General features: G+C 57.7%; 23 protein-coding genes. 8 read left to right on the forward strand and 15 right to left on the reverse strand.

The window, feature by feature from the left end; translation table 11 throughout:
- Window positions 1-8: 8 nt before the first annotated feature.
- Genes MC269_RS10770 through MC269_RS10800 form a run of 7 tightly spaced genes read right to left on the reverse strand, consistent with a single transcriptional unit; the run spans window position 9 to window position 6,114 of the window.
- Window positions 9-1,235 (reverse strand): sugar MFS transporter, encoded by a 1,227-nt coding sequence (locus tag MC269_RS10770; RefSeq protein ID WP_081141114.1) that lies wholly within the window; start codon window positions 1,233-1,235, stop codon window positions 9-11.
- 36 nt (window positions 1,236-1,271) lie between these two features.
- A complete protein-coding gene (locus MC269_RS10775) occupies window positions 1,272-1,622 on the reverse strand; it encodes an L-rhamnose mutarotase (RefSeq protein ID WP_239952388.1) in 351 nt (116 codons plus the stop codon).
- Entirely contained in the window at window positions 1,619-2,395 is a 777-nt protein-coding gene (locus MC269_RS10780) for an SDR family oxidoreductase (RefSeq protein WP_239952389.1), read from the reverse strand. Before MC269_RS10780 ends, MC269_RS10775 begins: the two co-directional genes overlap by 4 nt.
- On the reverse strand, window positions 2,373-3,227 hold the full coding sequence (locus tag MC269_RS10785; protein WP_239952390.1) for an amidohydrolase: 855 nt from the start codon (window positions 3,225-3,227) through the stop codon (window positions 2,373-2,375). The genes MC269_RS10780 and MC269_RS10785 overlap by 23 nt, the downstream gene beginning before the upstream one ends.
- Before the next feature lies 1 nt (window position 3,228).
- The gene (locus MC269_RS10790; protein ID WP_239952391.1) at window positions 3,229-4,515 is read right to left on the reverse strand and encodes an L-fuconate dehydratase; all 1,287 of its coding nucleotides are present in this window, start codon (window positions 4,513-4,515) and stop codon (window positions 3,229-3,231) included.
- The gene (locus MC269_RS10795; protein WP_239952392.1) at window positions 4,512-5,360 is read right to left on the reverse strand and encodes a fumarylacetoacetate hydrolase family protein; all 849 of its coding nucleotides are present in this window, start codon (window positions 5,358-5,360) and stop codon (window positions 4,512-4,514) included. Before MC269_RS10795 ends, MC269_RS10790 begins: the two co-directional genes overlap by 4 nt.
- Before the next feature lie 13 nt (window positions 5,361-5,373).
- Entirely contained in the window at window positions 5,374-6,114 is a 741-nt protein-coding gene (locus tag MC269_RS10800; protein WP_239952393.1) for an SDR family oxidoreductase, read from the reverse strand.
- 195 nt (window positions 6,115-6,309) lie between these two features.
- Between MC269_RS10800 and MC269_RS10805 the strand changes: the two genes are divergently transcribed.
- On the forward strand, window positions 6,310-7,062 hold the full coding sequence (locus MC269_RS10805) for a FadR/GntR family transcriptional regulator (protein ID WP_239952394.1): 753 nt from the start codon (window positions 6,310-6,312) through the stop codon (window positions 7,060-7,062).
- 107 nt (window positions 7,063-7,169) lie between these two features.
- On the opposite strand, the gene MC269_RS10810 is transcribed toward MC269_RS10805, so the two are convergent.
- The 3 genes from MC269_RS10810 to eat all read right to left on the reverse strand — a co-directional run bounded on the left by MC269_RS10810 (window position 7,170) and on the right by eat (window position 10,481).
- Entirely contained in the window at window positions 7,170-7,553 is a 384-nt protein-coding gene (locus MC269_RS10810; protein WP_239952395.1) for a RidA family protein, read from the reverse strand.
- Window positions 7,554-7,723: 170 nt separating this feature from the next.
- Window positions 7,724-9,064, reverse strand: coding sequence for an aspartate aminotransferase family protein (locus tag MC269_RS10815; RefSeq protein WP_239952396.1), 1,341 nt, complete (start codon window positions 9,062-9,064; stop codon window positions 7,724-7,726).
- A 52-nt stretch (window positions 9,065-9,116) separates the two neighbouring features.
- Complete coding sequence (eat, locus tag MC269_RS10820) at window positions 9,117-10,481, reverse strand: ethanolamine permease (protein WP_239952397.1); 1,365 nt, start codon at window positions 10,479-10,481, stop codon at window positions 9,117-9,119.
- Window positions 10,482-10,724: 243 nt separating this feature from the next.
- On the opposite strand from eat, the gene MC269_RS10825 reads away from it, so the two are divergent.
- The 4 genes from MC269_RS10825 (at window position 10,725) to MC269_RS10840 (ending at window position 14,316) form a co-directional block, all read left to right on the forward strand.
- Window positions 10,725-11,729, forward strand: coding sequence for a phosphotransferase enzyme family protein (locus MC269_RS10825; RefSeq protein ID WP_239952398.1), 1,005 nt, complete (start codon window positions 10,725-10,727; stop codon window positions 11,727-11,729).
- 138 nt (window positions 11,730-11,867) lie between these two features.
- Complete coding sequence (locus MC269_RS10830) at window positions 11,868-12,935, forward strand: AraC family transcriptional regulator (RefSeq protein WP_239952399.1); 1,068 nt, start codon at window positions 11,868-11,870, stop codon at window positions 12,933-12,935.
- A gap of 197 nt (window positions 12,936-13,132) precedes the next feature.
- Complete coding sequence (locus MC269_RS10835; protein WP_239952400.1) at window positions 13,133-13,615, forward strand: glutathione peroxidase; 483 nt, start codon at window positions 13,133-13,135, stop codon at window positions 13,613-13,615.
- Window positions 13,616-13,782: 167 nt separating this feature from the next.
- Window positions 13,783-14,316, forward strand: coding sequence for a GNAT family N-acetyltransferase (locus MC269_RS10840; protein WP_239952401.1), 534 nt, complete (start codon window positions 13,783-13,785; stop codon window positions 14,314-14,316).
- 198 nt (window positions 14,317-14,514) lie between these two features.
- On the opposite strand, the gene MC269_RS10845 is transcribed toward MC269_RS10840, so the two are convergent.
- Together MC269_RS10845 and MC269_RS10850 are read right to left on the reverse strand one after the other, a co-directional pair.
- A complete protein-coding gene (locus MC269_RS10845) occupies window positions 14,515-15,021 on the reverse strand; it encodes an ATP-binding protein (RefSeq protein WP_239952402.1) in 507 nt (168 codons plus the stop codon).
- A 304-nt stretch (window positions 15,022-15,325) separates the two neighbouring features.
- Window positions 15,326-16,114 carry a sulfite exporter TauE/SafE family protein gene (locus MC269_RS10850; RefSeq protein ID WP_239952403.1) on the reverse strand — a complete coding sequence of 263 codons (789 nt, stop codon included), beginning with the start codon at window positions 16,112-16,114 and terminating at the stop codon, window positions 15,326-15,328.
- A gap of 107 nt (window positions 16,115-16,221) precedes the next feature.
- On the opposite strand from MC269_RS10850, the gene MC269_RS10855 reads away from it, so the two are divergent.
- On the forward strand, window positions 16,222-16,989 hold the full coding sequence (locus MC269_RS10855; RefSeq protein ID WP_239952404.1) for a helix-turn-helix transcriptional regulator: 768 nt from the start codon (window positions 16,222-16,224) through the stop codon (window positions 16,987-16,989).
- A gap of 209 nt (window positions 16,990-17,198) precedes the next feature.
- Here the strand turns inward: MC269_RS10855 and MC269_RS10860 are convergent, their stop codons facing one another.
- Entirely contained in the window at window positions 17,199-17,828 is a 630-nt protein-coding gene (locus tag MC269_RS10860; RefSeq protein ID WP_239952405.1) for a LysE family translocator, read from the reverse strand.
- Between the two features lie 340 nt (window positions 17,829-18,168).
- On the opposite strand from MC269_RS10860, the gene MC269_RS10865 reads away from it, so the two are divergent.
- Window positions 18,169-18,681, forward strand: a complete 513-nt coding sequence (locus MC269_RS10865) for a hypothetical protein (RefSeq protein ID WP_239952406.1) — start codon at window positions 18,169-18,171, stop codon at window positions 18,679-18,681.
- A gap of 137 nt (window positions 18,682-18,818) precedes the next feature.
- On the opposite strand, the gene MC269_RS10870 is transcribed toward MC269_RS10865, so the two are convergent.
- On the reverse strand, window positions 18,819-19,391 hold the full coding sequence (locus MC269_RS10870) for a GNAT family N-acetyltransferase (RefSeq protein WP_239952407.1): 573 nt from the start codon (window positions 19,389-19,391) through the stop codon (window positions 18,819-18,821).
- Window positions 19,385-19,819, reverse strand: coding sequence for a rhodanese-like domain-containing protein (locus MC269_RS10875; RefSeq protein WP_239952408.1), 435 nt, complete (start codon window positions 19,817-19,819; stop codon window positions 19,385-19,387). The genes MC269_RS10870 and MC269_RS10875 overlap by 7 nt, the downstream gene beginning before the upstream one ends.
- A gap of 180 nt (window positions 19,820-19,999) precedes the next feature.
- Here MC269_RS10875 and MC269_RS10880 point away from each other — a divergent pair, with 180 nt between their 5' ends.
- Complete coding sequence (locus tag MC269_RS10880) at window positions 20,000-20,443, forward strand: molybdopterin-binding protein (RefSeq protein ID WP_239952409.1); 444 nt, start codon at window positions 20,000-20,002, stop codon at window positions 20,441-20,443.
- The last annotated feature ends 20 nt before the right edge of the window (window positions 20,444-20,463 follow it).

Genomic DNA, 20,463 nt, shown 5'->3' on the forward strand with positions numbered 1-20,463 from the left:
CCCCTCCTTTATAACGCGCGACGCTGTCTCAGCGCATACACCAGCACTACGCCAAAGCAGAGCAGCGGCAGGCCATAGGCCACGGCGGTGCTGACATGGTCGGAAATCAGCCCCATGAAATAGGGCATAATCGCGCCGCCGACAATCGCCATGATCATAAACGAGCTGGCCTGTTTGGTGGAGGGTCCGAGGTTTTTTACCCCCATGGCAAAGATGGTCGGGAACATGGTGGACATAAAAAAGAAGATAGCAATCAGCGCCACTACTGAGACATCGCCCGCGCCCAGCATCACCACGGCGCACAGTACGATATTGATCAGCGCATAGGCCGCCAGCATCGCCGCCGGCTTGACGCGGCCCATCAGCCAGGTGGAAAAGAAACGGCCCAGCATAAAGCAGATCATCGCGACCGACAGCATATAGGAGGCGCTCTGGTTGGTGACGCCGTGCCAGTGCTCGGTGGCATAGTTGATAAAGAAGGCGCCAACGCCAACCTGCGCCGCAACGTAAAAGAACTGCGCAATCACGCCGCCGACAAAATGTTTTTGCTGCCACAGGGTAGCGCCGGGCTGCTGCGCATGTTCGCTGGCGGCCTCGCGGATATCGGGCAAGGCGGTGCGTTTAAACAGCAGCGCAATGGCAATCACCACAAAGGCGATCACCACATAGGTGGTTTTTACGCTCTCCTGCGCCGCATCCTGCGTGGCGTGGGTGAAAAACAGCGAGCCGCCGATCATCGGCCCGACAAACTGCCCGAGGCCGTTAAAGGACTGCGCCAGGTTAAGACGACGCTCCGCGCCGCTGGCATCGCCCAGCACCGTGGCGTAGGGGTTGGCGGCGGTTTCCAGACAGCCCAGCCCGCACGCCAGCACGAACAGCGCAAACAGAAACACGGAGAAATTATTGACCATCGCCGCCGGCACAAACAGCAGCGCGCCAAGGGCGTAGAGCGCCAGTCCCGCCAGGATGCCGGCCTTATAGCCGTGACGACGCATAAAATAGCCGGCCGGCAGCGCCACGATAAAATAGGCGCCAAAATAGGCCGCCTGTAATAATCCCGATTGCGCTTTGGTGACGCTTAACGTTTCCTGGAAGTGTTTATTCAGCACATCCAGCAGGCCGTAGGAGACGCCCCACATAAAAAACAGGGTGGTGATCAGCATGAACGCCCAGCGCAGGCTGATCGATCCCCCGACGCCGATATTTTCCGGCGTCTCGACGCGTTGTATTGCCATGGTTATATCCTCGTAGCGTAGAGTCGGTAAGTGTTGTTATTGGTCCTGCAAAGAGAATATTCGCGCCATCGCCACCCATTTTTCCCCTGTGGGCGTCCAGGGCGTTGGCCGTTGAAACTGCCACATCAGCGCCTCCCAGCGCTGAATGTGCGGATCCTGTTCAGAGGCCTGAGCAAAATCCTGCGCGTTAAAGCGTCTGTTCACCTCCATCACCATAAAAAGGCGCGTGCCGAGCCGGTATATCTCCATATTGACGACGCCGTGCTGGCGCAGATGCTGCGCCACCTCCGGCCAGATGCGCTGATGCAGCCGCTGATATTCGGCGATCTTCTCCGCCTCGTCCGCCAGATCCAGCGCTAGGGCGTAGCGCGCGGTGACGCCGCTCATAGCAGCGCCCGATCGAGATGCAGATAGCCGCCGTCGACGCTCAGCCACTCGCCGGTGGTGTGCGAGGCGCGCGACGAAAGCAAAAACAGCACGGTGTTGGCGATCTCCTCTGGCGTGGTCATGCGCTGGCCGAGCGGAATACGCTGGGTAATTTTTGCCAGTTCGCCCGCGGGATCGGCAAAGGTGCCAATCCAGCGTTCATAAAGCGGCGTCATCACTTCGGCGGGCACCACGGCGTTCACCCGCACGCCGCTGTGCCGCAGCGACACCGCCCACTCCCGCGTCAGCGCCAGAATCGCTCCTTTTGCCGCGCAGTAGCCGCTGGTGCCGCCCTGCCCGCTCAGCGCGGTTTTTGACGCGATATTGACGATGGCGCCACGGCTTCTCTCCAGCGCGCGCTGGCAGAAGTGCGTCATCTGGTAATAGTGCAGCAGGTTCTTCTCCAGCGAGGCAACAAAGGCGCTGCGCCCCGCGTCCAGCCCGACGCCGTCGTTGACGCCCGCATTGTTCACCAGCCCGTCGATGCGCCCGAAGCGCTGCTGCACCCTCTCAACCGCGCGCTGGCACTGCTGCTCGTCGCACAGATCGGCAAGGATGACCTCGGTTTGCGGCTGTTGCTCACGCAGCGCGGCCAGCCACCTCTCATCCGGCTGCGCGTTGGTGACGATTGCCGGGATCGCGCCCTCTTCCGCCAGCAGGCAGGAGATAGCGGCGCCGATGCCCGATCCGCCGCCGGTGACGATAACCACCTTATCCTGCAAAAACAGATTCATTGTTCTCTCCTGTCAGGCCATACACCTGCGCGGCCGTTTCGCCCCAGAGGGCGGCCTGTTCGTGTGTTGACAGCTCAGCGGCTGCCTCGTCAACCAGCTGCGCCACCGCGTGATACTCCGCCGCCAGCAAGCAGACCGGCCAGTCCGAGCCGAACATCAGCCGCTCGGGCCCAAAACGCGCCAGCGCTTCGTCGATAAAGGGCCGCAGCTGCGCACGGCTCCACTGCCCCTGCGGCGCTTCGGTCACCAGCCCGGAGAGCTTGCAGACCACGTGCGGCATCGCGGCCAGCTCGGCCACCTGCTCGCCCCAGGCCTGCGCGCCGCGCGCAATATCCGGCTTGCCGAGATGGTCAAGCACCAGCCAGTGGCGATCGTGCCGCGCGGCAAACTGCGTGGCGTCCGCCAGATGACGCCAGGTCACCAGCATCTCCCACACGTAACGCTGCGCCTGCAGCTGCTGCATACCCGCCGCCACGCGCGGCTGCCTTAGCCAGCCAGCAGGAGCGGGTTCATCCTGCACCAGATGGCGAAATCCCCGCAGCCGCGGATGGCGCAGCGCCGCCAGCTGCGGTGCCAGATCCGCCGCCGTGACGTCGATCCAGCCCACCACCTGCGTGGCCGGCAGCGCCTGCGCCCACTGCAGCAGCTGCTGCGTCTCCGCCGCGCTCTGCCGCGCCTGCACCGCAATCGATCCCGCCAGCCGGTGTTGCGCCAGCAGCGGCGCAAGGTCCTGCGGCAGAAAATCCTGTTGCAGACGCGTCATGCTGTCGGCGATCCAGGGATAGCTCGTCGCGTCGTAGCGCCAGTAATGGTGATGCGCGTCGATGCGCATCTCAGCCTCGCTCGCCGCGATAGCGGTATCTCTCGCGCGAGGCGGGCAGCATTTCGATAGAGAAGCCGGGCACGGTCGGCGGCATATAGGCGGCGCCGCGGATCTCGCACGGATGCAGGAAGTGTTCATGCAGATGATTGACATACTCGATGACCCGGCCCTCATGGCTACCGGCAATGCAGACAAAGTCGATCATCGACAGGTGCTGCACGTATTCGCACAGCCCCACGCCGCCGGCATGCGGACAAACCGGCAGCCGGTATTTCGCCGCCATCAGCATCACCGCCAGCACTTCGTTGACGCCGCCGAGGCGACAGGCGTCGATCTGCACCACGTCGATCGCCTCGCGCATCATTAGCTGCTTAAAGATGATGCGGTTCTGGCACATCTCGCCGGTGGCGACTTTGACCGGCGCCACGCCCTGACGGATGGTGCGGTGGCCTTCGATGTCGTCCGGGCTGGTGGGCTCTTCGATAAACCAGGGCTCGGCGAACGCCAGCTGCTGCACCCAGTCGATGGCATCATTGACTTCCCACACCTGATTGGCGTCGATCATCAGCTGGCGATCCGGCCCCAGCACCTCGCGCGCAATGCGCACGCGGCGAATGTCATCCTCCAGATCGCGCCCCACTTTGAGTTTGATATGGGAGAAGCCGGCGTCGACCGCCTGCTGACAGAGGCGGCGCAGCTTGTCGTCGTCATAGCCGAGCCAGCCCGCCGAGGTGGTGTAGCAGGGGTAGCCGTGCTGCTCAAGCTGACGGATACGCGCGGCTTTGCCCGGCTGCTGCGCCGTCAGCAGGGCGAGCGCCTCTTCCGGCGTGATGCAGTCGGTGAGGTAGCGAAAGTCGATGCAGCGCACCAGCTCCTGCGGCGACAGTTCGGCCACCAGCCGCCACAGCGGCTTCTCTTCCGACTTCGCCCACAGATCCCACACCGCGTTGACCACCGCGCCGGTCGCCAGATGAATGGCGCCTTTATCCGGCCCGATCCAGCGCAGCTGGCTGTCGCTGGTGATATCGCGCCAGAACTGCCCCATATCGGCAACGATCGCCTCTAACTGACGGCCGACGATCAGGTGCTCCAGCGCGCGGATCGCCGCGCAGCAGATTTCATTGCCGCGCCCGATGGTAAAGGTCAGGCCGTGCCCGCTGATCGCCGCGTTATCGGTTTCGATAATGACGTAGGCGGCAGAGTAGTCGGGATCCGGGTTCATCGCGTCCGAGCCGTCGAGATGCGCGGAGGTGGGAAAGCGGATATCTTCCACGCGCAGTGCAGTCAGTCTGGTCATGCTTCGCTGCCCTCGGTGAGTTGACGCTGCTCGCCCAGTCCGGCGATGCCTAAGCGGATGACCTGACCCGGACGCAGGTAGACCGGCGGCTTCTGCCCCATGCCGACGCCCGGCGGCGTGCCGGTGGAGATCACGTCGCCCGGCTGCAGGCTCATAAAGCGGCTGAGATAGCTGATGATGTGCGCGACGCTGAAGATCATGGTGCGGGTGTTGCCGTTCTGATAGCGTTTGCCGTCAACCTCCAGCCAGAGATCGAGCTGCTGCGGATCGGCGATCTCATCGGCGGTCACCAGCCAGGGGCCGATGGGGCCAAAGGTGTCGCAGCCTTTGCCTTTGTCCCAGGTGCCGCCGCGCTCGATCTGATATTCGCGCTCCGAGACGTCGTTGACCACGCAGTAGCCCGCGACGTGGGAGAGCGCATCCGCTTCGTCGATATAGCTGCCGCCTTTGCCAATCACCACCCCCAGCTCTACTTCCCAGTCGGTTTTCACCGAGCCGCGCGGAATGCGCACCGCGTCGTTAGGTCCCACCACCGCGCTGGTCCATTTACCAAACACCACCGGCTCCTGCGGGATGGCAGCGCCGGTCTCGGCGGCGTGATCGGCATAGTTCAGGCCGATGCAGATAAACTTGCCGATCTGCCCGACGCAGGCGCCGATGCGCGGCTGGCCGTCTATTTTAGGCAGTTCGCTGAGGGGCAGCTGGCGCAGCTTCTCTAGCGAGGATGGCAGCAGCGCCTCGCCCGCGAGGTCATCAATATAATGCGACAGATCGCGCAGCTCGCCCTGCGCATCCAGCAGGGCCGGACGCTCGTTGCCCGGCTCGCCCACACGTAATAATTTCATTGTTCCACTCCTGTTAGTTGCTCCAGCCGCCATCGATAATCTGGGCGGTGCCGGTGGTGTAGGCGCTGGCATCGGATGCCAGATAAGCCGCCAGACAGGCGATCTCCTCTGGCGTGCCGATACGGCCAATGGGCTGACGCGCCACAAAGGCGTCATAGACTTCCGCTTCCGGGCGCCCTTCCGCCTGCGCCTGTGCGGCGATGCGCTGGCGCAGCGACGGCGAATCCACCGTGCCCGGGCAAATGGCGTTGCAGCGGATGCCCTCGCCGATGTAGTCCGCCGCCACCGATCGCGTCAGGCCGATGACCGCCGCCTTGGTCGCGCTGTAGGCAAAGCGATTCGCCACCCCTTTCACGCTGGAGGCCACCGATGACATGTTGATAATCGAGCCTTTCCGCTGCTGCAGCATGGCGGGCAGAAAGGCCTGGATCATGTGAAACATCGCCGTGACGTTGAGATCGAGCGCGAACTGCCACTCCTCTTCGCTGCACGCCAGCAGGCTGCCGCTGTGCACCACGCCCGCGCAGTTAAACAAGACGTCAAGCGTGCCCAGCTCCTGCGCCGCCGCCGCGATCGCCTGGCGATCGGTGACATCCAGCCGGTAGGCGCGGATGCCGGGCAGATCCTGCAGCGCGTTCAGATTGATATCGCTGGCGATCACCTCTGCGCCCTGCTGAGCGAAGTAGCGTGCGCTGGCCAGCCCAATGCCCTGTCCGGCAGCGGTGATTAATACGCGTTTTCCGTGTAAATTCATTGCATATCCTCTGGTACAAAGATCTAATGGTCAGGCCAATGGAGAGAGGTTTTGCCCGTCCGGGTGTGCAAAATAACGCTGGCTACTTTTTCGCTGACGCATTACGTTTTATTGACAATTGCGTAACATTGACAAGGGCCCTGTTGATTATTTGTGCAGCGGGTCACTGAATTTATTTAGACAGGTAGCTGTGCCATGCCGATAAAAAAGATGGAAAACCTCAGGCTTTACAGACAAATAGCTGACCAGCTGATCACGCTTATCAACAACAACGAATTTCCCCCCGGCAGTCGCCTGCCAGCGGAGCGGGAGTTGGCTGAGCAGCTGCAGGTCAGTCGTGCTTCAGTGCGTGAAGCGCTGATCGCGCTGGAGGTGATCGGGCTGGTGGATGTGAAGGTCGGCAATGGCGTGATTGTCAAAGCGCGCGCCAGCACCCAGGAGCCGGTGATGATGCAGGCCGGGCGCGATCAGTGGAGCGAGCCGGACGATGAGCTGGGCATCAAACTCGATTTCTCCACCGAGCTGCCGCCCTTTTCCCTGCTGCAGGCGCGCCGCCTGATTGAGCCGGAGGCCGCCGCGCTGGCCGCCGTGCACGCCAGCGAGGAGGAGCTGGCGCTGATCCGCGCAGCTTATCGGCAAAACTGCGAAGATAACCGCGCGCAGTCGCGCACCCATCCCGGCGACCGGCTATTCCATATCCGCATTGCCCAGGCGAGCGGCAATCCCGCCTACGGCTTTATCATCGGTCACCTGCTCGGCCATCGCTACGGCAGTATGTTCCGCATGCTGCAGGCGCACTATACGCCGGGCGATATGCCGCTGGCGTCGGAAACCGAGCATCTTAAGATCCTCTCCGCGCTGGAGAAGCGCGACGGCAAGGCGGCAAGAGCGGCGATGAAGCAGCATATTGACCGGGTGATCGCTACGTTTGAGCGGGCGCAGGAGTGAGGGGAACTGGTCAGCTGGATGCGAACTGGGCCACTGGATAGTAGAGAACGTTGTCCGCTTTTTAGCAGCAGCGGACAGGGCTGACCTGTTTGCGAGACGCGCAAAAACTACCTTTTTGCCACAATCCGCATTTCCACGAGGGCATTTTCTGGAATAAATTCTGATACGCCGATGGCAGACCATGCCGGGTATGGCGCCTTAATATATTCATCTTTTACTCTGGAAAAAACCGCGATGTGTTTTTTAAGGTCGATATGAAAAGTGGTCATCTCAAGGATATTTTCATAATTTAAACCGGCGGCGTTTAAATAAACACCCAGCTTATAAAACGCATCATGGAATTGTTCTTCAGGGTCCTGGCTTATCGGTTTATCCTTACGCGCGGCGGTCACACCTGAAAGATAGAAAGTGCCATCAGCTTCGATGACGGGAGAGAAGTGCCAGTCACTGAAATAATGCTGAAACTCTTCAGGAACTATCGAATTTTTCATGATTTTTTCCTCACCCTGAGGATGGAATAAATGCCAGCCTGCGCAAAGTCGTTTTGCCTGGCAAATATTCTTAGCATAACAAAGCGCATTACACTATCTCTGCGGTGAGGATGTTCTCCCCTGCCCGCTTTTCGCCTGCAGCGGACAGGGAGGCGTTTTACAGCTTAACCTCAGCCCGTCAACTTCCTCAAACAGCGATCCATCGCGCTCACCACCCAGTCGATATCCTGCAGCTGGAAACAGAGCGGCGGGCGGATTTTCAGCACGTTGCCGTAGGGTCCGGCGACAGAGGTGAGCACAAACGCTTCGCGTAGCGCCTCCACCAGGTCGAGCGCCAGCGCTTTATCCGGCTGCTTGCTTTCCCTGTCCTTCACCAGCTCAAAACCGATAAACAGACCGGCACCACGCACCTCACCGATGCAGGGATAGGTCGCCTGCAGCTCCTGCAGGGCCGCCAGCAGCGCGGCGCCGGTGTGCAGACTGTGCGCCTGCAGCCCCTCCTGCTCAATCACATCCAGCACCGCATGCGCCGCCGCCATCGACACCGGGTTGCCGCCAAAGGTATTGAAGTAAGGCAGCGCATCGCTAAACGCCGCCAGCACCGGCGCTTTTGCCATCAGCCCCGACACCGGAATGCCGTTGCCCATCGGTTTGCCGGTGGTCACCACATCGGGCACGATGCCGTGTCGGGCAAAGCCCCAAAAGGCCTCGCCGGTGCGGGCGAAACCGGGCTGTACTTCGTCGGCAATAAAGATGCCGCCGTTCTGATGCACAACGTCAATCGCCTGTTTCAGAAAGCCGGGCTGGCCCGGTAAAACGCCATCCGACGAGAAGATCGAGTCAGCCAGAAAACCGGCAAATTTAATCCCCTGCGCGCGCATATCATCGATCTGCTGCTGAATTTGCTGCGCGAACCAGGCGCCCTGATCCGCCGTCTGGATGCGATAAAAGTCGGGCGGCGCCACCAGCCGGGTATGCGGCGACAGCGGCTGACCGCTGCCCAGCGCAGGCGAGACGCCGGAGGTGAGCGCGCTGGTGCCGTGATAGGCCTCTTTAGACACGATGATCCCGGTGCCGCCGCTCCAGCACTGGGCAATGCGGATCGCCAGATCGTTCGCTTCGGATCCGGTGCACATATACATGGCGCGATCGATTTCTGCCGGCATAGTGGCCAGAATGCGCTCGCTGTACGCCAGGATCGACTCGTGCAGATAGCGCGTATGGGTATTCAGCTGCATCATCTGTTGATGCACCGCCTCTACCACCGCCGGATGACAGTGACCAATGCTGGCCACGTTGTTGTACATATCCAGATACTGATTGCCCGCCTTGTCCCACAGATACTGGCCCTGCCCGCGCACCAGATGCACCGGGTTGCGGTAAAACAGCCGATAGGACTCGCCCAGCACCTGGCTGCGCTTACTGGTCAGCTGTCGAATCTCCGGCGCCAGCGTTTCCGCGTGTTCAGCACGAAAGCTGTTGGTATCCATAATGGTTGATCGTACCGTCATCGTGACTCCTTGGTCTTGGTGCTGCCCTGGCGCTGCAGGGCGGATATAAGCGTTACTCGGTTTCTGCGGCAACCGCGCGCTGCGCGAGCGCGCCGCGGCGCGAGTGGGTGGTGAGAAAATAGAGGTAGCCCGCCACCATCAGCCCCACAAACAGCGCGCCGATCTGCGGGTTGAACCACAGCATGGCGATCAGGCAGATCACCGAGCCGCACAGGGCGATGCCGGGGATCAGCGGATAACCTGGCGCCCGGTAGCTGCGCGCCAGCGTCGGCGCCGTGCGACGCAGTTTAAACAGGCTCAGCATACTCATGATGTACATGACAATGGCGCCAAACACCGACATGGTGATCATCGCGGCGGTAAGGCTCATGCCCTGAAAGCTGATGCCGTCAGAGAAAATTGCAAGGATGCCGACCGCGCCTCCCGCCAGAATCGCGCGGTGCGGCGTGTTAAAGCGCGACAGCTTTGCCAGCGACGGCGGCAAATAGCCTTCGCGCGCCAGCGCAAAGAACTGGCGAGAGTAGCCCATAATAATGCCGTGAAAACTGGCGATCAGGCCGAACAGCCCAATCCACACCAGCATGTGCATCCAGCGCGAATCGTTGCCGACCAGCATTTTCATCGCCTGCGGCAGCGGATCGTTAATGCCAGAGAGGGTGCGCCAGTCGCCTGCGCCGCCCGCAAACACCATGACGCCAATCGCCAGCACCACCAGGGTTAAAATGCCGCTGATATAGGCGCGAGGAATGGTGCGGCGCGGCTCTTTTGCCTCTTCCGCCGCCATCGCCACGCCTTCAATGGCGAGGAAAAACCAGATGGCAAAAGGAATGGCGGCAAACATGCCGGACACCGACGCCAGCGAGAACGTCTCCTGCCCCGCCCAGCCGTGCGCGACAAAGTTCGCCAGGCTGAAGCCCGGCGCCACCACGCCCATAAACACCAGCAGTTCAATCACCGCCAGCAGAGTGACCAGCAGCTCAAAGGTGGCGGCAATGCTGACGCCGATGATGTTGAGGCCCATAAAGATCAGGTAGGCGCAGACGGCGATCAGTTTGGGGTTCACCTCCGGGAACTGCACGTTGAGATAAGCGCCGATCGCCATAGCGATGGCCGGGGGCGCGAAGACAAACTCGATCAGCGTGGCGATGCCCGCAATCAATCCGCCAGTATCGCCGAAGGCGCGACGGCTGTAGGCAAAGGGCCCGCCAGCCTGCGGAATGGCGGTGGTCAGTTCGGTAAAGCTGAAGATAAAACAGCTGTACATGGCGGCGACAAACAACGTCGTGACCAGAAAGCCGAGGGTGCCTGCAGCGCCCCAGCCATAGCTCCAGCCAAAATACTCTCCCGATATAACCAGTCCCACGGCGATGCCCCAGAGTTGCAGGGTGCCCAGGGTGGGTTTCAGTTTCTCTTTCATCACGGCGTTCCCCGTCTGTGTAAAGTGAAAAGCGATGGCTAAACAGCTGACGGGTAGATAATGGACACAGCGCCCTCAGAAAAACTTGACCGCAGAAAACAGAAGCTCGTCGGCTGCGGTCAAGTCGCCCCCGCTCAGGCCGTGGTCGCGCGGCTGAAGTCAATTTTTGCCCGCTCTGCTGTCAAGCGTGCCAGGTGGGTTCAGCGCCATGCTGCCTCCACACGCAGAGAACGGGAGCCAGCCATGAGCATTAAGCAATATGACACCTTAAGTAACGACGCCATTCTTCAGCTTGCCCATCAGGCGCTGCAGGCCTATCCCGCCTGTCGGCACGCGGGGGTCAAACTTTTGTGCCGTTCCGAGAACGCAACCCTGACTGTCACCACGCCGCGGGGCCGCTATGCGTTACGCATTCACCGGGGCGATTACCACGCTAAGCAGGACATTGAAAGCGAGCTGCACTGGCTGGACGCCCTTCAGGCTGCTGACATCTGCGTGCCGGTTGCCGTGAGCGACGAGCAGGGTCAGCGCATCCAGACCCTTCCCTTGTCGGATGGCGGTGAGCGCTATGCCGTGCTGTTTCACTGGATCGAGGGCGATATGCTCACCGATGCGGTGGATCCGGCGGCTTTTCGTCAGCTAGGCCGCATCACCGCGCAGCTGCACCACCACAGTCGGCGCTGGCAAAAGCCGCAATCTTTTCGCCGTATCGTCTGGGATCATCACAGCATGGTCTCTCCCGCGGGCCACTGGGGCGACTGGCGTGATGTGGCGGGCTTAGCGCCGTCACAACACGGCATTATCGAAGAGACGCTGGCGCACGTGGGTCGTGAGATGGCGGCCTTTGGTCAGTCGGCCGACCGCTACGGCCTAATCCACGCCGACCTGCGCCTGACCAATCTGCTGGTTCACAAAGGCGAAACGCGGGTCATCGATTTCGATGACTGCGGCATGGGCTGGTATCTGCACGATCTTGCCGCGGCGATCAGCTTTGTCGAACATCATCCCAGCGCCCCGCAGTGGGTGGAAAACTGGTTAAACGGCTACGAGCAGGTGGCGCATCTGGGCGATGAGGAGCGCGCCATCATCCCGTCAATGCTGATTCAGCGCCGGATTCAGCTGACGGCCTGGGTGGCCTCCCACAGTGAAACCGAGATGGCCCGCAGCCTGGGCGACGGCTGGGCCGATGATACGGTGCGCCTCTGCCGCCGCTACCTTGAAGGCAGCCCTTTGCCGATTGGGGTTTAGCGCACTCTGGCGGTGCCTGCGTGACCGCCCGCTGTGCAAAATGCGCAGAGACAGCGCTAAGTGACTGTTATCACGCGCTCGACGGCTGGTATGTTTTTTGCAGAAGCTAAAGATCTCTTGTTTCAGGCGGAAAACATCATGACCAGCAGATTTCCCGAAGTCGCGCTGACGACCCTCTCCAGCGCAGGCAGCAGTCATCGTGGCGTCCTGTCGGCCGCCGCGACAGGACTGGGTGATTTCATTAACGCTCAGGGCGGCGATGTGGATCGCATTTTTGGCATCAGCGGCATCGATCCCGATACGCTCGCCTGCCCGACGCTGAGTCTGGATCTGGTGAATTACTGCCGGGTGCTGGAAGAAGCCGCCAGCCAGGCGGGCGTGGATAATTTCGGGTTGCAGTATGGTCATCAGTTCCGACCGCAGTCGCTGGGGCTGATCGGCTATATCGGCCTCTGTTCGGCCACGCTGGAGCAGGCGCTGCGCAACGTGGTGAATGCGTTTCCCTGGCATCAGCACAATACCTGTATCCGTCTGACGGAGCACGGCGACTGCTGGCAGCTCGATTATCAGGTGCGTCACGGCGCCATCCTCTTGCGCCGTCAGGATGCGGAGCTGACGCTAGGCATGTTTCTGAATCTGATCCGCCACGCGGCAGGACGGCACTGGGCGCCGCGCGAAGTGCATTTTGAGCATCCGCGCCCTGAGCACTGGCATGAGCACTGTAAGGTGTTCGATGCGCCGGTCTATTTCGATCAGCCGTTTAACTCGATGATGATTGCTAAAACGGATCTGAGCCGCAAAATGCCGGATCACGACCCCATGCTGCTGCTGGTGATGCAGGACGCCATCCGTCGACTCAGCCCGCCGGTGATCGGTCAGGATACCGTTAATCAAACCCGCACCGACATTCATCTGCAGCTACTGAGCGGCGAGCCCTCGCTGGAGATTATCGCCGAGAAACAGGGGTTATCGGCCTGGTCGCTACAGCGGCGACTGCGCGACAGGCAAACCTCTTTTTCCGCGCTGGTCGACAGCGTGCGCAAAGAAATGGCAACGCACTATCTCAAACAGCACCATTTGTCGGTGTCAGAAATGGCGCTTTTGCTGGGCTACTCGGAAGTCAGCGCTTTTTCACGCGCGTTCCGCCGCTGGTTCGGCTGCAGCCCGCGCGACTGCCGTAAATCACAAAACGGCGTTTTGCTCTGAGGGCGTGACGGTTATGCGCGCTAATGCCTGCGGCGAGGTGAACAGCGGCTTTTGACGGCTTTTCCGGGTATCTTCCCTGCTCGCCCCTCGCCGCGCCTTGCAGAAGCAGACGTGAAAAATGTGCCATTCTGATCGACAGACCATTATCCTCTGTTACATCACCAACCGGCGATGTCAGTCACCCTGAGGATTTTGATATGACCCCTTTTTATCAACTCTCTGCCACCAGCCTGAGCGGCCAGCTTATCCCGATGGCCGACTACGCTGGCAAGCTGGTTCTGGTGGTGAATACCGCCAGCCACTGTGGATTTACGCCGCAATACGCAGGACTGGAATCGCTCTACAAGAAGTACGCCGCTCAGGGTCTGGTGGTGCTGGGTTTTCCCTGCAATCAGTTTGGCAAACAGGAGCCCGGCGGCGCTGACGCCATCGCGCAGACCTGCCACATTAACTACGGCGTGAGCTTCCCGATGTTCGCGAAGGTCGAGGTTAACGGCGCCTCCGCGCACCCGCTGTTTCGTTACCTGAAAAATGCACTGCCCGGCGTGCTGGGTGGGCGCATTAAGTGGAACTTCACCAAGTTTCTTATTGGACGCGACGGCACACCGCTGAAGCGTTTTGCTCCTGTTACTACGCCAGAGAAGATGGAAGCGGTGGTGGTAGGTGCGCTGGAAGGCTGAGGGGTGTGTTGTTGGGGGGAGCCCTTTTTCAGGGTGGCTGCGTTGTGTCTGCTTTGTGCAAGAAGCGGACATTGCAAACTTTGCAGCGTGTTAAGGAGTATTGATGAAGTTCTGCCCGTATTATCGTTCGGTCTAACGCGAGTTAAAGCGAAACAAGGAAATCGCCAATGCATTATGTACCTTCTGCCAGGCTTGATTATCGCTGCCTCAACCATACTGACTGGCCATTTTTCCAGGCATTAAATCAGGACCGTGACGTCATGCATTTTATTAGCGATTCACGCACGGATGAAGAAATCAGAATCCACTCCTTCGAGAAGCGCTTGCAACCCTGGCATAAAGGCAGTGAACACTGGTTATGTCTTGTTATCAGTCAAAAGGATACAGGTATACCGATTGGTGTTACTGGCTTTATTGAGCGTAATGAAGGCATTGCGGAAGTAGGGTTCATTCTTGCCGCCGAATTTCATGGCAAAGGTTTTGGTAGTGAATCTCTAAAAGATGTTGCTCGTTTTGCTTTCAACACCCATGGGTATCGAAAGTTAACCGCTACGGTGACTTCAGGTAATGAAGCCTCCCGCAGAACATTGCTTAAGGTTGGATTCCAGCATGAAGGCACACTAAGGCAAAACTATTTCCTGCATGGTTGTTGGCAGGATGACTGGATTTTTGGGTTGTTAAGGGAAGAGTTCAGTTATTAAGCTGTTAAGCACTCTATACCTGGTAGAGACGTCAATTACCCAACGTCCGCTTTTCGCTCACAGCGGACCTTCAACTCAGTTGGCTTGTCCGCTCTTAGTCTGAAGCGGATATTTAATTCGCTTTAGCATTGTGTATAACCATAAGAGATGGAAAATAATAAAGCCGCTAGCTGGCGACTTATGGGCAGAAAGGTAAATTCACTTGTATTCAGTAATATCAAACCCTTCATCAGCCGTTGGTTCTGAGAAATAACGCGTTATAGTTTCAAATTGTTGATCTGAGGCCGCAAATTCATGCCCGCCTTCTGCATTACGGGCGCGTAATCGGGCTTTACATACTTCATCTGATACTTTCAGATAATGCAGTCTATTACTGGCACCTGACTCCTTAATGATGCTCATCATCCATTCACGATTTGTTTGTGTATTTGCCGGAAAATCCAGAACGACTGATAAACCAGCTTTAAGTAGTAACACCAGATGAGGTTTCATAGCCTTTCTAAGCCTTGAGGAATACTGCACATAATCAGATATGGATTGCATTTCATTAGCAAAGAGGGCTGCCAGCCACTGATCCTCACTGACAATTATGGTACCGGGTAATGAACCCAAATTTGCTGATAATGTGGATTTGCCTGATGCAATTTTTCCACATAGCAGGTGCAAAGTAGGTTTTTCTAACGTTGTTACTGTAGCAGTGTTCATTATTTACCTCACTGGACTGTTACCGGTAAGGCCCGCCTTACCGGCGGGAAAATGGCGAACGTTATCCCACCTGGGTCAGACAGGTGATAATAATGGTTGAATGGAACAGGACAGAGTGTGTTTTCATTGACATTTAAGTTAACAAGCCTTGAATGCAAAATCAGCATTTTTTTACTTATCCACTGAATGTCCGTTTTTCGCTCATAGCGGACCTTGACTGCGGCCCTCCGCTTTGAGCCAGAAACGGATGTTCATGCAGATATTGCCGCTGTAGAAGCAACTAAATCTGCAAAGCAGGATTTGTTTAAAGCAACATAGCCACCAGTACCATGCACAACAGCATCACGTAGATTCGCGCGTGCCAGACATCGGGGACGGCGGGGATGGCCCTGCGGCTAAACACTATACCCGCCCAGCCGGCCACCACGAGCAGGCCTAGAATCTTCAGACTGATAAAACCCACAAAATCGCCTGCCGGAATTTTGTGCCAGCCGCTTATCGCATAGGTCACCGCACCGCACAACGCTACCGGCAGGGAAAGTGGGTTGGCGGCGCTAATACACTCGCGCATCGCATGACCGTGTCGCCGCAACAGCGGCACCGTCATGACGCTGCCGCCCACGCCCAGCAATGCGGCAATCATGCCGATTAGCATACCGCCACCGGTGACCGTCAAAAGTGACAAACGACGCGGCGCGTTGCCGCTGAAGAAGCCTTTGCGCAACATACAGTCCCCAATCGTCATCAGCATATAAAAAATAAACAGCTCGCGAATCAGCACCTCGCTTAATATTCCCGCCAGCCACGAACCGGCTACCGCACCTGTGGCGATAAACCACAGCAGGGGGAACAAGACGGGTGAAGAAAGCCTGCCCGCGCGCCAGTTTTGGTAGCTGACCCAGCCTGCGTTGAAAATCATCACCGCCGTCGAGGTGGCCACAGCAATATGCATCGCATTGCCTGCCAGCTGAGGCTGCCGCAGCAGCAGCTGGTAAACAAAGGGCACCACCACAAAACCGCCGCCGAAGCCAAAAAGGACTGTGGTTATGCCGGTAGTAAAACCGGCAAGTGCAATAATCATCAAATCGTTCAAAGACGTACCCCGTTTGCAAATGAGGCAGCAGCTTATCGCGCCAGCGCCCCGCTTCCCATTTGCGCAGCGCTCAATTACCCTTGCAAACTGGTCAGATGGGGGCGGATGTGCGAAACGGAAAAATTGACGATTTCGATCGACTGGATCGTGAGGTTGTGGCGCTCGGCAACGACTACGCGCAGGGATTTTTCCTGCCGCAGCACCAGCACCGCCGCGCGCAGCTTCTGTATGGCGCAACCGGCCTGATGCATGTTTCAACCCGTGATGGGGAATGGGTAGTGCCGCCCCAGCATGCGGTATGGATCCCCCCCGAAACCCTGCATGCTGTAAAGTTTATGGGTGTCACTACGCGTAGCCTGTATATCGAACCCGCATGCGCCGCCAGCTTACGTAACAACAGCCGCTGCGAAGTAATTGCCGTATCGCCGCTTTTGCGACAGTTATTGATGGAGGCGGTTGATTTACCACCGCGCTATAACAGCGTACGCGATCGGGCGCTGACAGACTTAATGCTGCTTGAACTGGCGGCAATGCAGGTGCGCGAGTTCGAGATCCCTTTGCCGCAGCAGCCCGCGCTGTTAGCCCTGTGTCAGGCTTTTTTACGCGCACCAACCATCCATGATCCGGCCGAACGCTGGGCCAGCGCGCTGTTTATGAGCGGCAGCACATTTCGTCGCCATTTCCGGCAGCAAACCGGCATGTCGTTTTCCGCCTGGCGTCAGCGAGCCTGTGTGGTCAGCGCGCTGGCATTGCTGCTAACGGGCACACCGGTGAATGAAGTCGCGTTGTCGCTCGACTATGATAATGGTTCCTCCTTCGCGACGATGTTCCGTCGGGTTACAGGCCAGCCACCTTCATTTTATCACCCGACTTAACAGGGTTTGCCTGGCGGACTGGGTCAGGCCTGTAAGCTTCCCTGCGCAATTGACTGAACAGACGCATGGCAGTTGCTGTTTTGAGGGTTGAGTAAGCGCTGTATAGCCAAGGTAAAGAAGTAATACTGGAAAAATAATGTCCGCTTTGTGCCAGCAGCGGACACAACTAAAACAGATGTAGTATGAATAAGGATTAAGGCGCTAAATCTTCAGCTACGGCTAAATATCAGCTTTAGCCCTGCAATAGCGAAGCAGGAGGCTAATAACGCATCAAGCCCACGACGAATACGACGATAAAACGCGCTCATTAATGAAGTCGAAAACAGCAGCGCATAGCCGCAGAATACTGCCACACAAATAGTCGCACAGCCGAAAACTATCTCAGGTAAAGCAGAAGCTGCCGCGCCCGGTTTAAGTGCTACGGACATGATCGCCACCCAGGTGAGGATCGCTTTAGGATTGCCGACGTGCATCAGGATGCCCTGCTGGAAAAGTTTGCCATATGCGACGCTTTTGTCCTGTGATTTACACACGCTGGCGTCAGAGCGGGAAAGCGCAGATTTACCCGCTTTGCATGCCAGCCATAACAGATACAACCCACCTCCAATTTTTAACACGATCAGCAATTGCGCAAAAGTTGCAAGAACGGTTAACACGCCGCAGGCCGCCAGAAGCGCCCACATCATCGAACCGCCGATGACACCACCTGCCAGAGCCAAGGCTGCACCACGGCCCTTATTCATGGCCGTACCCATAATAGCCATATTACTTGGCCCTGGGCTGGCTGTTGCGACAAAGTAAGTGGTGTAAATAAGAATTAGTTCATGCGAAAGCGCCATGCTTACCTCTCTGGTGGGATTGTCCTTTGTTTCAGTTATATCGAATCGAGTAAAAATTCACTATGCATTCTTGCTTATTCTGACAATGAGCATGTTATCGAAATGTCCGCTTTTCGCTCATAGCGGACACTGGTCTGCGCGTCAGTCTGCTTTGTGCCAAAAGCGGAGTTTTTGATAGTTGTCAGCAGGATGATATTTCATCAGAATGAGAATATCTTTACTATTTGCACGGACATCGGTTTAAGGAAAATGGGCGGCGCCTGTATCGAGCGCAAATACCCCGTCAAAGGAATTAATTTCAGCCCCTGAACGTAATACTGACTCAAGGAGAGAGTGCCAGATGAATGGCTGGACGTATCCCCGATTACTGTTAGTAACCACTGGTGTACTGGGCGCCATATTTGCTTTCCTTGTGTGGCAAAAGGAAATTGATCGATTTACTTTTCTGGCTCAATGCACGTTGCATGTGCTGCTTGTTGTGGGCCTCATCCTCGGTTTCTGCCTTTCGTTTAGCATCAGAAAATGGGGTAACGGTAAGCGTGTCCACGGCATTATAGATAATTTAAAGCTCTTTGTGGGGTCAGTTCTGATTGTGCTCTTCTTTGGCTATATCCTGCTAAGCACTGCTGTCTGGCTGCTTCCAGGTGCAATAAGCACTTATACTGCCACCAGTGAGTTTTCGGCACGCAGCCGTAATGACTGCTCTGGCGCTTACGTTGACGATCCAGACCTGAAAAGACGCATAAAGGTGTGTGAACCTGCGGGCTATTATGTTGATGGTGCAACACTTCGCGTCAGTAAACGCAGCAATGCATTGGGTATGACCATTGTTAGTGCAGTCATAAAGTATTGAACCTGACTGCGGGAGGATTACCGATACTCGAAGGTTAGTAATGGCGCCCTCAACTGTGAGAATAACTGTCAAAGTCTGCTCCTCGCTCAAAGCAGACGCTGCAAACCGAAGAGAGAAGCGCCCTCTTCCGTTTGCCTTTAAGTCTGGCTGCCGCTTCTCACGCTGACCGCCTGAGCAACAGCGCAGCCTCTACCCTGTGAGTCTAACTTTTCATCCGTGCTCTTCACCCCAGCGGCTTTTTGCAGCGCATCTTCATTCATCACATAGGGGATCCACTGGGTATCAGGCGCGCCCCCATGCTTTTGATAGAAGGCCTCCGCCTTGTGGTTTCCGACCATCACGTCCCATTTTAGTCGGCCGCCGCCCTCAACCAGAGCCCAGGCAGCCACGTAGCGAAAAAGCGCAGAACCTACCCCTTTACCCCTGCTTGCGCCATCGACAAAAAACTCCTTTAGCACCAGCGTGCTTTTTAGATCAAAGGTAAAGCGGATAACTATCATCACGGCATAGCCAACAATGTTGCCGTGACACTCGGCGACAAAAATATGACATTGGCGATCGGGCCCAAAAGCGCGCGTTAATAACGCCTGTTCATCAACGTTAAAGTCGGTGATATAGCGCTCGAACTGCGCCAGTGAACGCATCTGTTCCAGCAGAGCAGGGACATCGCCGGGCAGCGCCACTCGTATGGTGATCGCAGGGTTTAACATTCGCAGGCGAATCCCGTACCAGCCGTCTCGTTACTTCCTCCCTGCAGTGGCAGCCCTTCGTCAACCCAGCCGGTCAGCCCGCCGATCATCTCTTTGACCGCGAATCCTAACCCCGCCAGACGAACCGCGGCGCGATGGACGCCGTTACAGTGCGGCCCTGCGCAATAGACCACAAACAGCGTGTCGGGCGCATAGTCGGCCATCCGCTGCTCAGACATCGTGCGCGTCGGAATATTGATCGCGCCAGGCACATGCGCGGCCAAAAAGGCGTCATGGCTTCTGACATCGACCAGCACATAGTCGACGTTGCCCGCTGTCTGGCTCTGGTGCACATCAGAGCAGTCGGTTTCAAAGGCCAGGCGACGGCTAAAATGCTGCAACGCTTCGGCAGGAGACGCGGGGGCAATTTCACTTATTAAACTCGGCATGACGATTCTCTCTTGACTGAATGTCTGCTGATTGTATGAAGCAGCATGCATCTGAGACAGTGGCGGCGCCGACAATAAACGGTAGTTTTCCGCCAATGTTGGGTCAGGCAGCGGTCATTATCGCGCTCGTTTTCATCTACACTCTCCGGACAGCCCCCTTTCCGCCTCAAGGAGAATGACATGTCAGTTTCGGCGCGTAATCAGCTGCACGGCCAGGTTTCGGCGATTCATCCCGGCTCCATTAATGATGAAATAGAAATCACCCTTGATAACGGAGGAAAACTGGTTGCAGTGGTGACCAGCAGCAGCCGAGTCAGGCTGGGCCTGGAGCAAGGCAAAGAGGTGATAGCGTTAATTAAGGCGCCCTGGATTATCCTCGCGTCTGAAGAGAGCGGCCTGCTGTTTTCAGCCCGCAATCAGTTTGCTGGTCAGGTTACTTCGCTGGAAAAGGGCGCGGTCAACGCCACCGTCCACCTTCTGACCGATGACGGCGTCAGCCTGACGGCCGTTATCACCAATGAAAGCAGCGAAGAGATGGCTATCAGCAAGGGCAAAAGGGTCGTCGCCCTGATTAAAGCCTCTTCGGTGCTGCTCGCGGTAAAACAGCCCGCAGCTTCGGCATAAACTTTCCCTCCAGCGCGGCG

This window comes from Pantoea sp. Z09, from assembly GCF_022394795.1.
Taxonomy (GTDB): Bacteria; Pseudomonadota; Gammaproteobacteria; order Enterobacterales; family Enterobacteriaceae; genus Pantoea; species Pantoea latae.

What these genes read in the sequence shown, in the direction of transcription:
- MC269_RS10790 (WP_239952391.1), bottom strand. Translation starts at nt 4,515, where the DNA reads ATGACCAGACTGACTGCACTGCGCGTGGAAGATATCCGCTTTCCCACC.
- MC269_RS10845 (WP_239952402.1), bottom strand. Translation starts at nt 15,021, where the DNA reads ATGAACACTGCTACAGTAACAACGTTAGAAAAACCTACTTTGCACCTG.
- MC269_RS10775 (WP_239952388.1), bottom strand. Translation starts at nt 1,622, where the DNA reads ATGAGCGGCGTCACCGCGCGCTACGCCCTAGCGCTGGATCTGGCGGAC.
- MC269_RS10830 (WP_239952399.1), top strand. Translation starts at nt 11,868, where the DNA reads ATGACCAGCAGATTTCCCGAAGTCGCGCTGACGACCCTCTCCAGCGCA.
- MC269_RS10880 (WP_239952409.1), top strand. Translation starts at nt 20,000, where the DNA reads ATGTCAGTTTCGGCGCGTAATCAGCTGCACGGCCAGGTTTCGGCGATT.
- eat (WP_239952397.1), bottom strand. Translation starts at nt 10,481, where the DNA reads ATGAAAGAGAAACTGAAACCCACCCTGGGCACCCTGCAACTCTGGGGC.
- MC269_RS10780 (WP_239952389.1), bottom strand. Translation starts at nt 2,395, where the DNA reads ATGAATCTGTTTTTGCAGGATAAGGTGGTTATCGTCACCGGCGGCGGA.
- MC269_RS10840 (WP_239952401.1), top strand. Translation starts at nt 13,783, where the DNA reads ATGCATTATGTACCTTCTGCCAGGCTTGATTATCGCTGCCTCAACCAT.
- MC269_RS10875 (WP_239952408.1), bottom strand. Translation starts at nt 19,819, where the DNA reads ATGCCGAGTTTAATAAGTGAAATTGCCCCCGCGTCTCCTGCCGAAGCG.
- MC269_RS10860 (WP_239952405.1), bottom strand. Translation starts at nt 17,828, where the DNA reads ATGGCGCTTTCGCATGAACTAATTCTTATTTACACCACTTACTTTGTC.
- MC269_RS10800 (WP_239952393.1), bottom strand. Translation starts at nt 6,114, where the DNA reads ATGAATTTACACGGAAAACGCGTATTAATCACCGCTGCCGGACAGGGC.
- MC269_RS10815 (WP_239952396.1), bottom strand. Translation starts at nt 9,064, where the DNA reads ATGACGGTACGATCAACCATTATGGATACCAACAGCTTTCGTGCTGAA.
- MC269_RS10810 (WP_239952395.1), bottom strand. Translation starts at nt 7,553, where the DNA reads ATGAAAAATTCGATAGTTCCTGAAGAGTTTCAGCATTATTTCAGTGAC.
- MC269_RS10785 (WP_239952390.1), bottom strand. Translation starts at nt 3,227, where the DNA reads ATGCGCATCGACGCGCATCACCATTACTGGCGCTACGACGCGACGAGC.
- MC269_RS10865 (WP_239952406.1), top strand. Translation starts at nt 18,169, where the DNA reads ATGAATGGCTGGACGTATCCCCGATTACTGTTAGTAACCACTGGTGTA.
- MC269_RS10795 (WP_239952392.1), bottom strand. Translation starts at nt 5,360, where the DNA reads ATGAAATTATTACGTGTGGGCGAGCCGGGCAACGAGCGTCCGGCCCTG.
- MC269_RS10825 (WP_239952398.1), top strand. Translation starts at nt 10,725, where the DNA reads ATGAGCATTAAGCAATATGACACCTTAAGTAACGACGCCATTCTTCAG.
- MC269_RS10870 (WP_239952407.1), bottom strand. Translation starts at nt 19,391, where the DNA reads ATGTTAAACCCTGCGATCACCATACGAGTGGCGCTGCCCGGCGATGTC.
- MC269_RS10835 (WP_239952400.1), top strand. Translation starts at nt 13,133, where the DNA reads ATGACCCCTTTTTATCAACTCTCTGCCACCAGCCTGAGCGGCCAGCTT.
- MC269_RS10770 (WP_081141114.1), bottom strand. Translation starts at nt 1,235, where the DNA reads ATGGCAATACAACGCGTCGAGACGCCGGAAAATATCGGCGTCGGGGGA.
- MC269_RS10805 (WP_239952394.1), top strand. Translation starts at nt 6,310, where the DNA reads ATGCCGATAAAAAAGATGGAAAACCTCAGGCTTTACAGACAAATAGCT.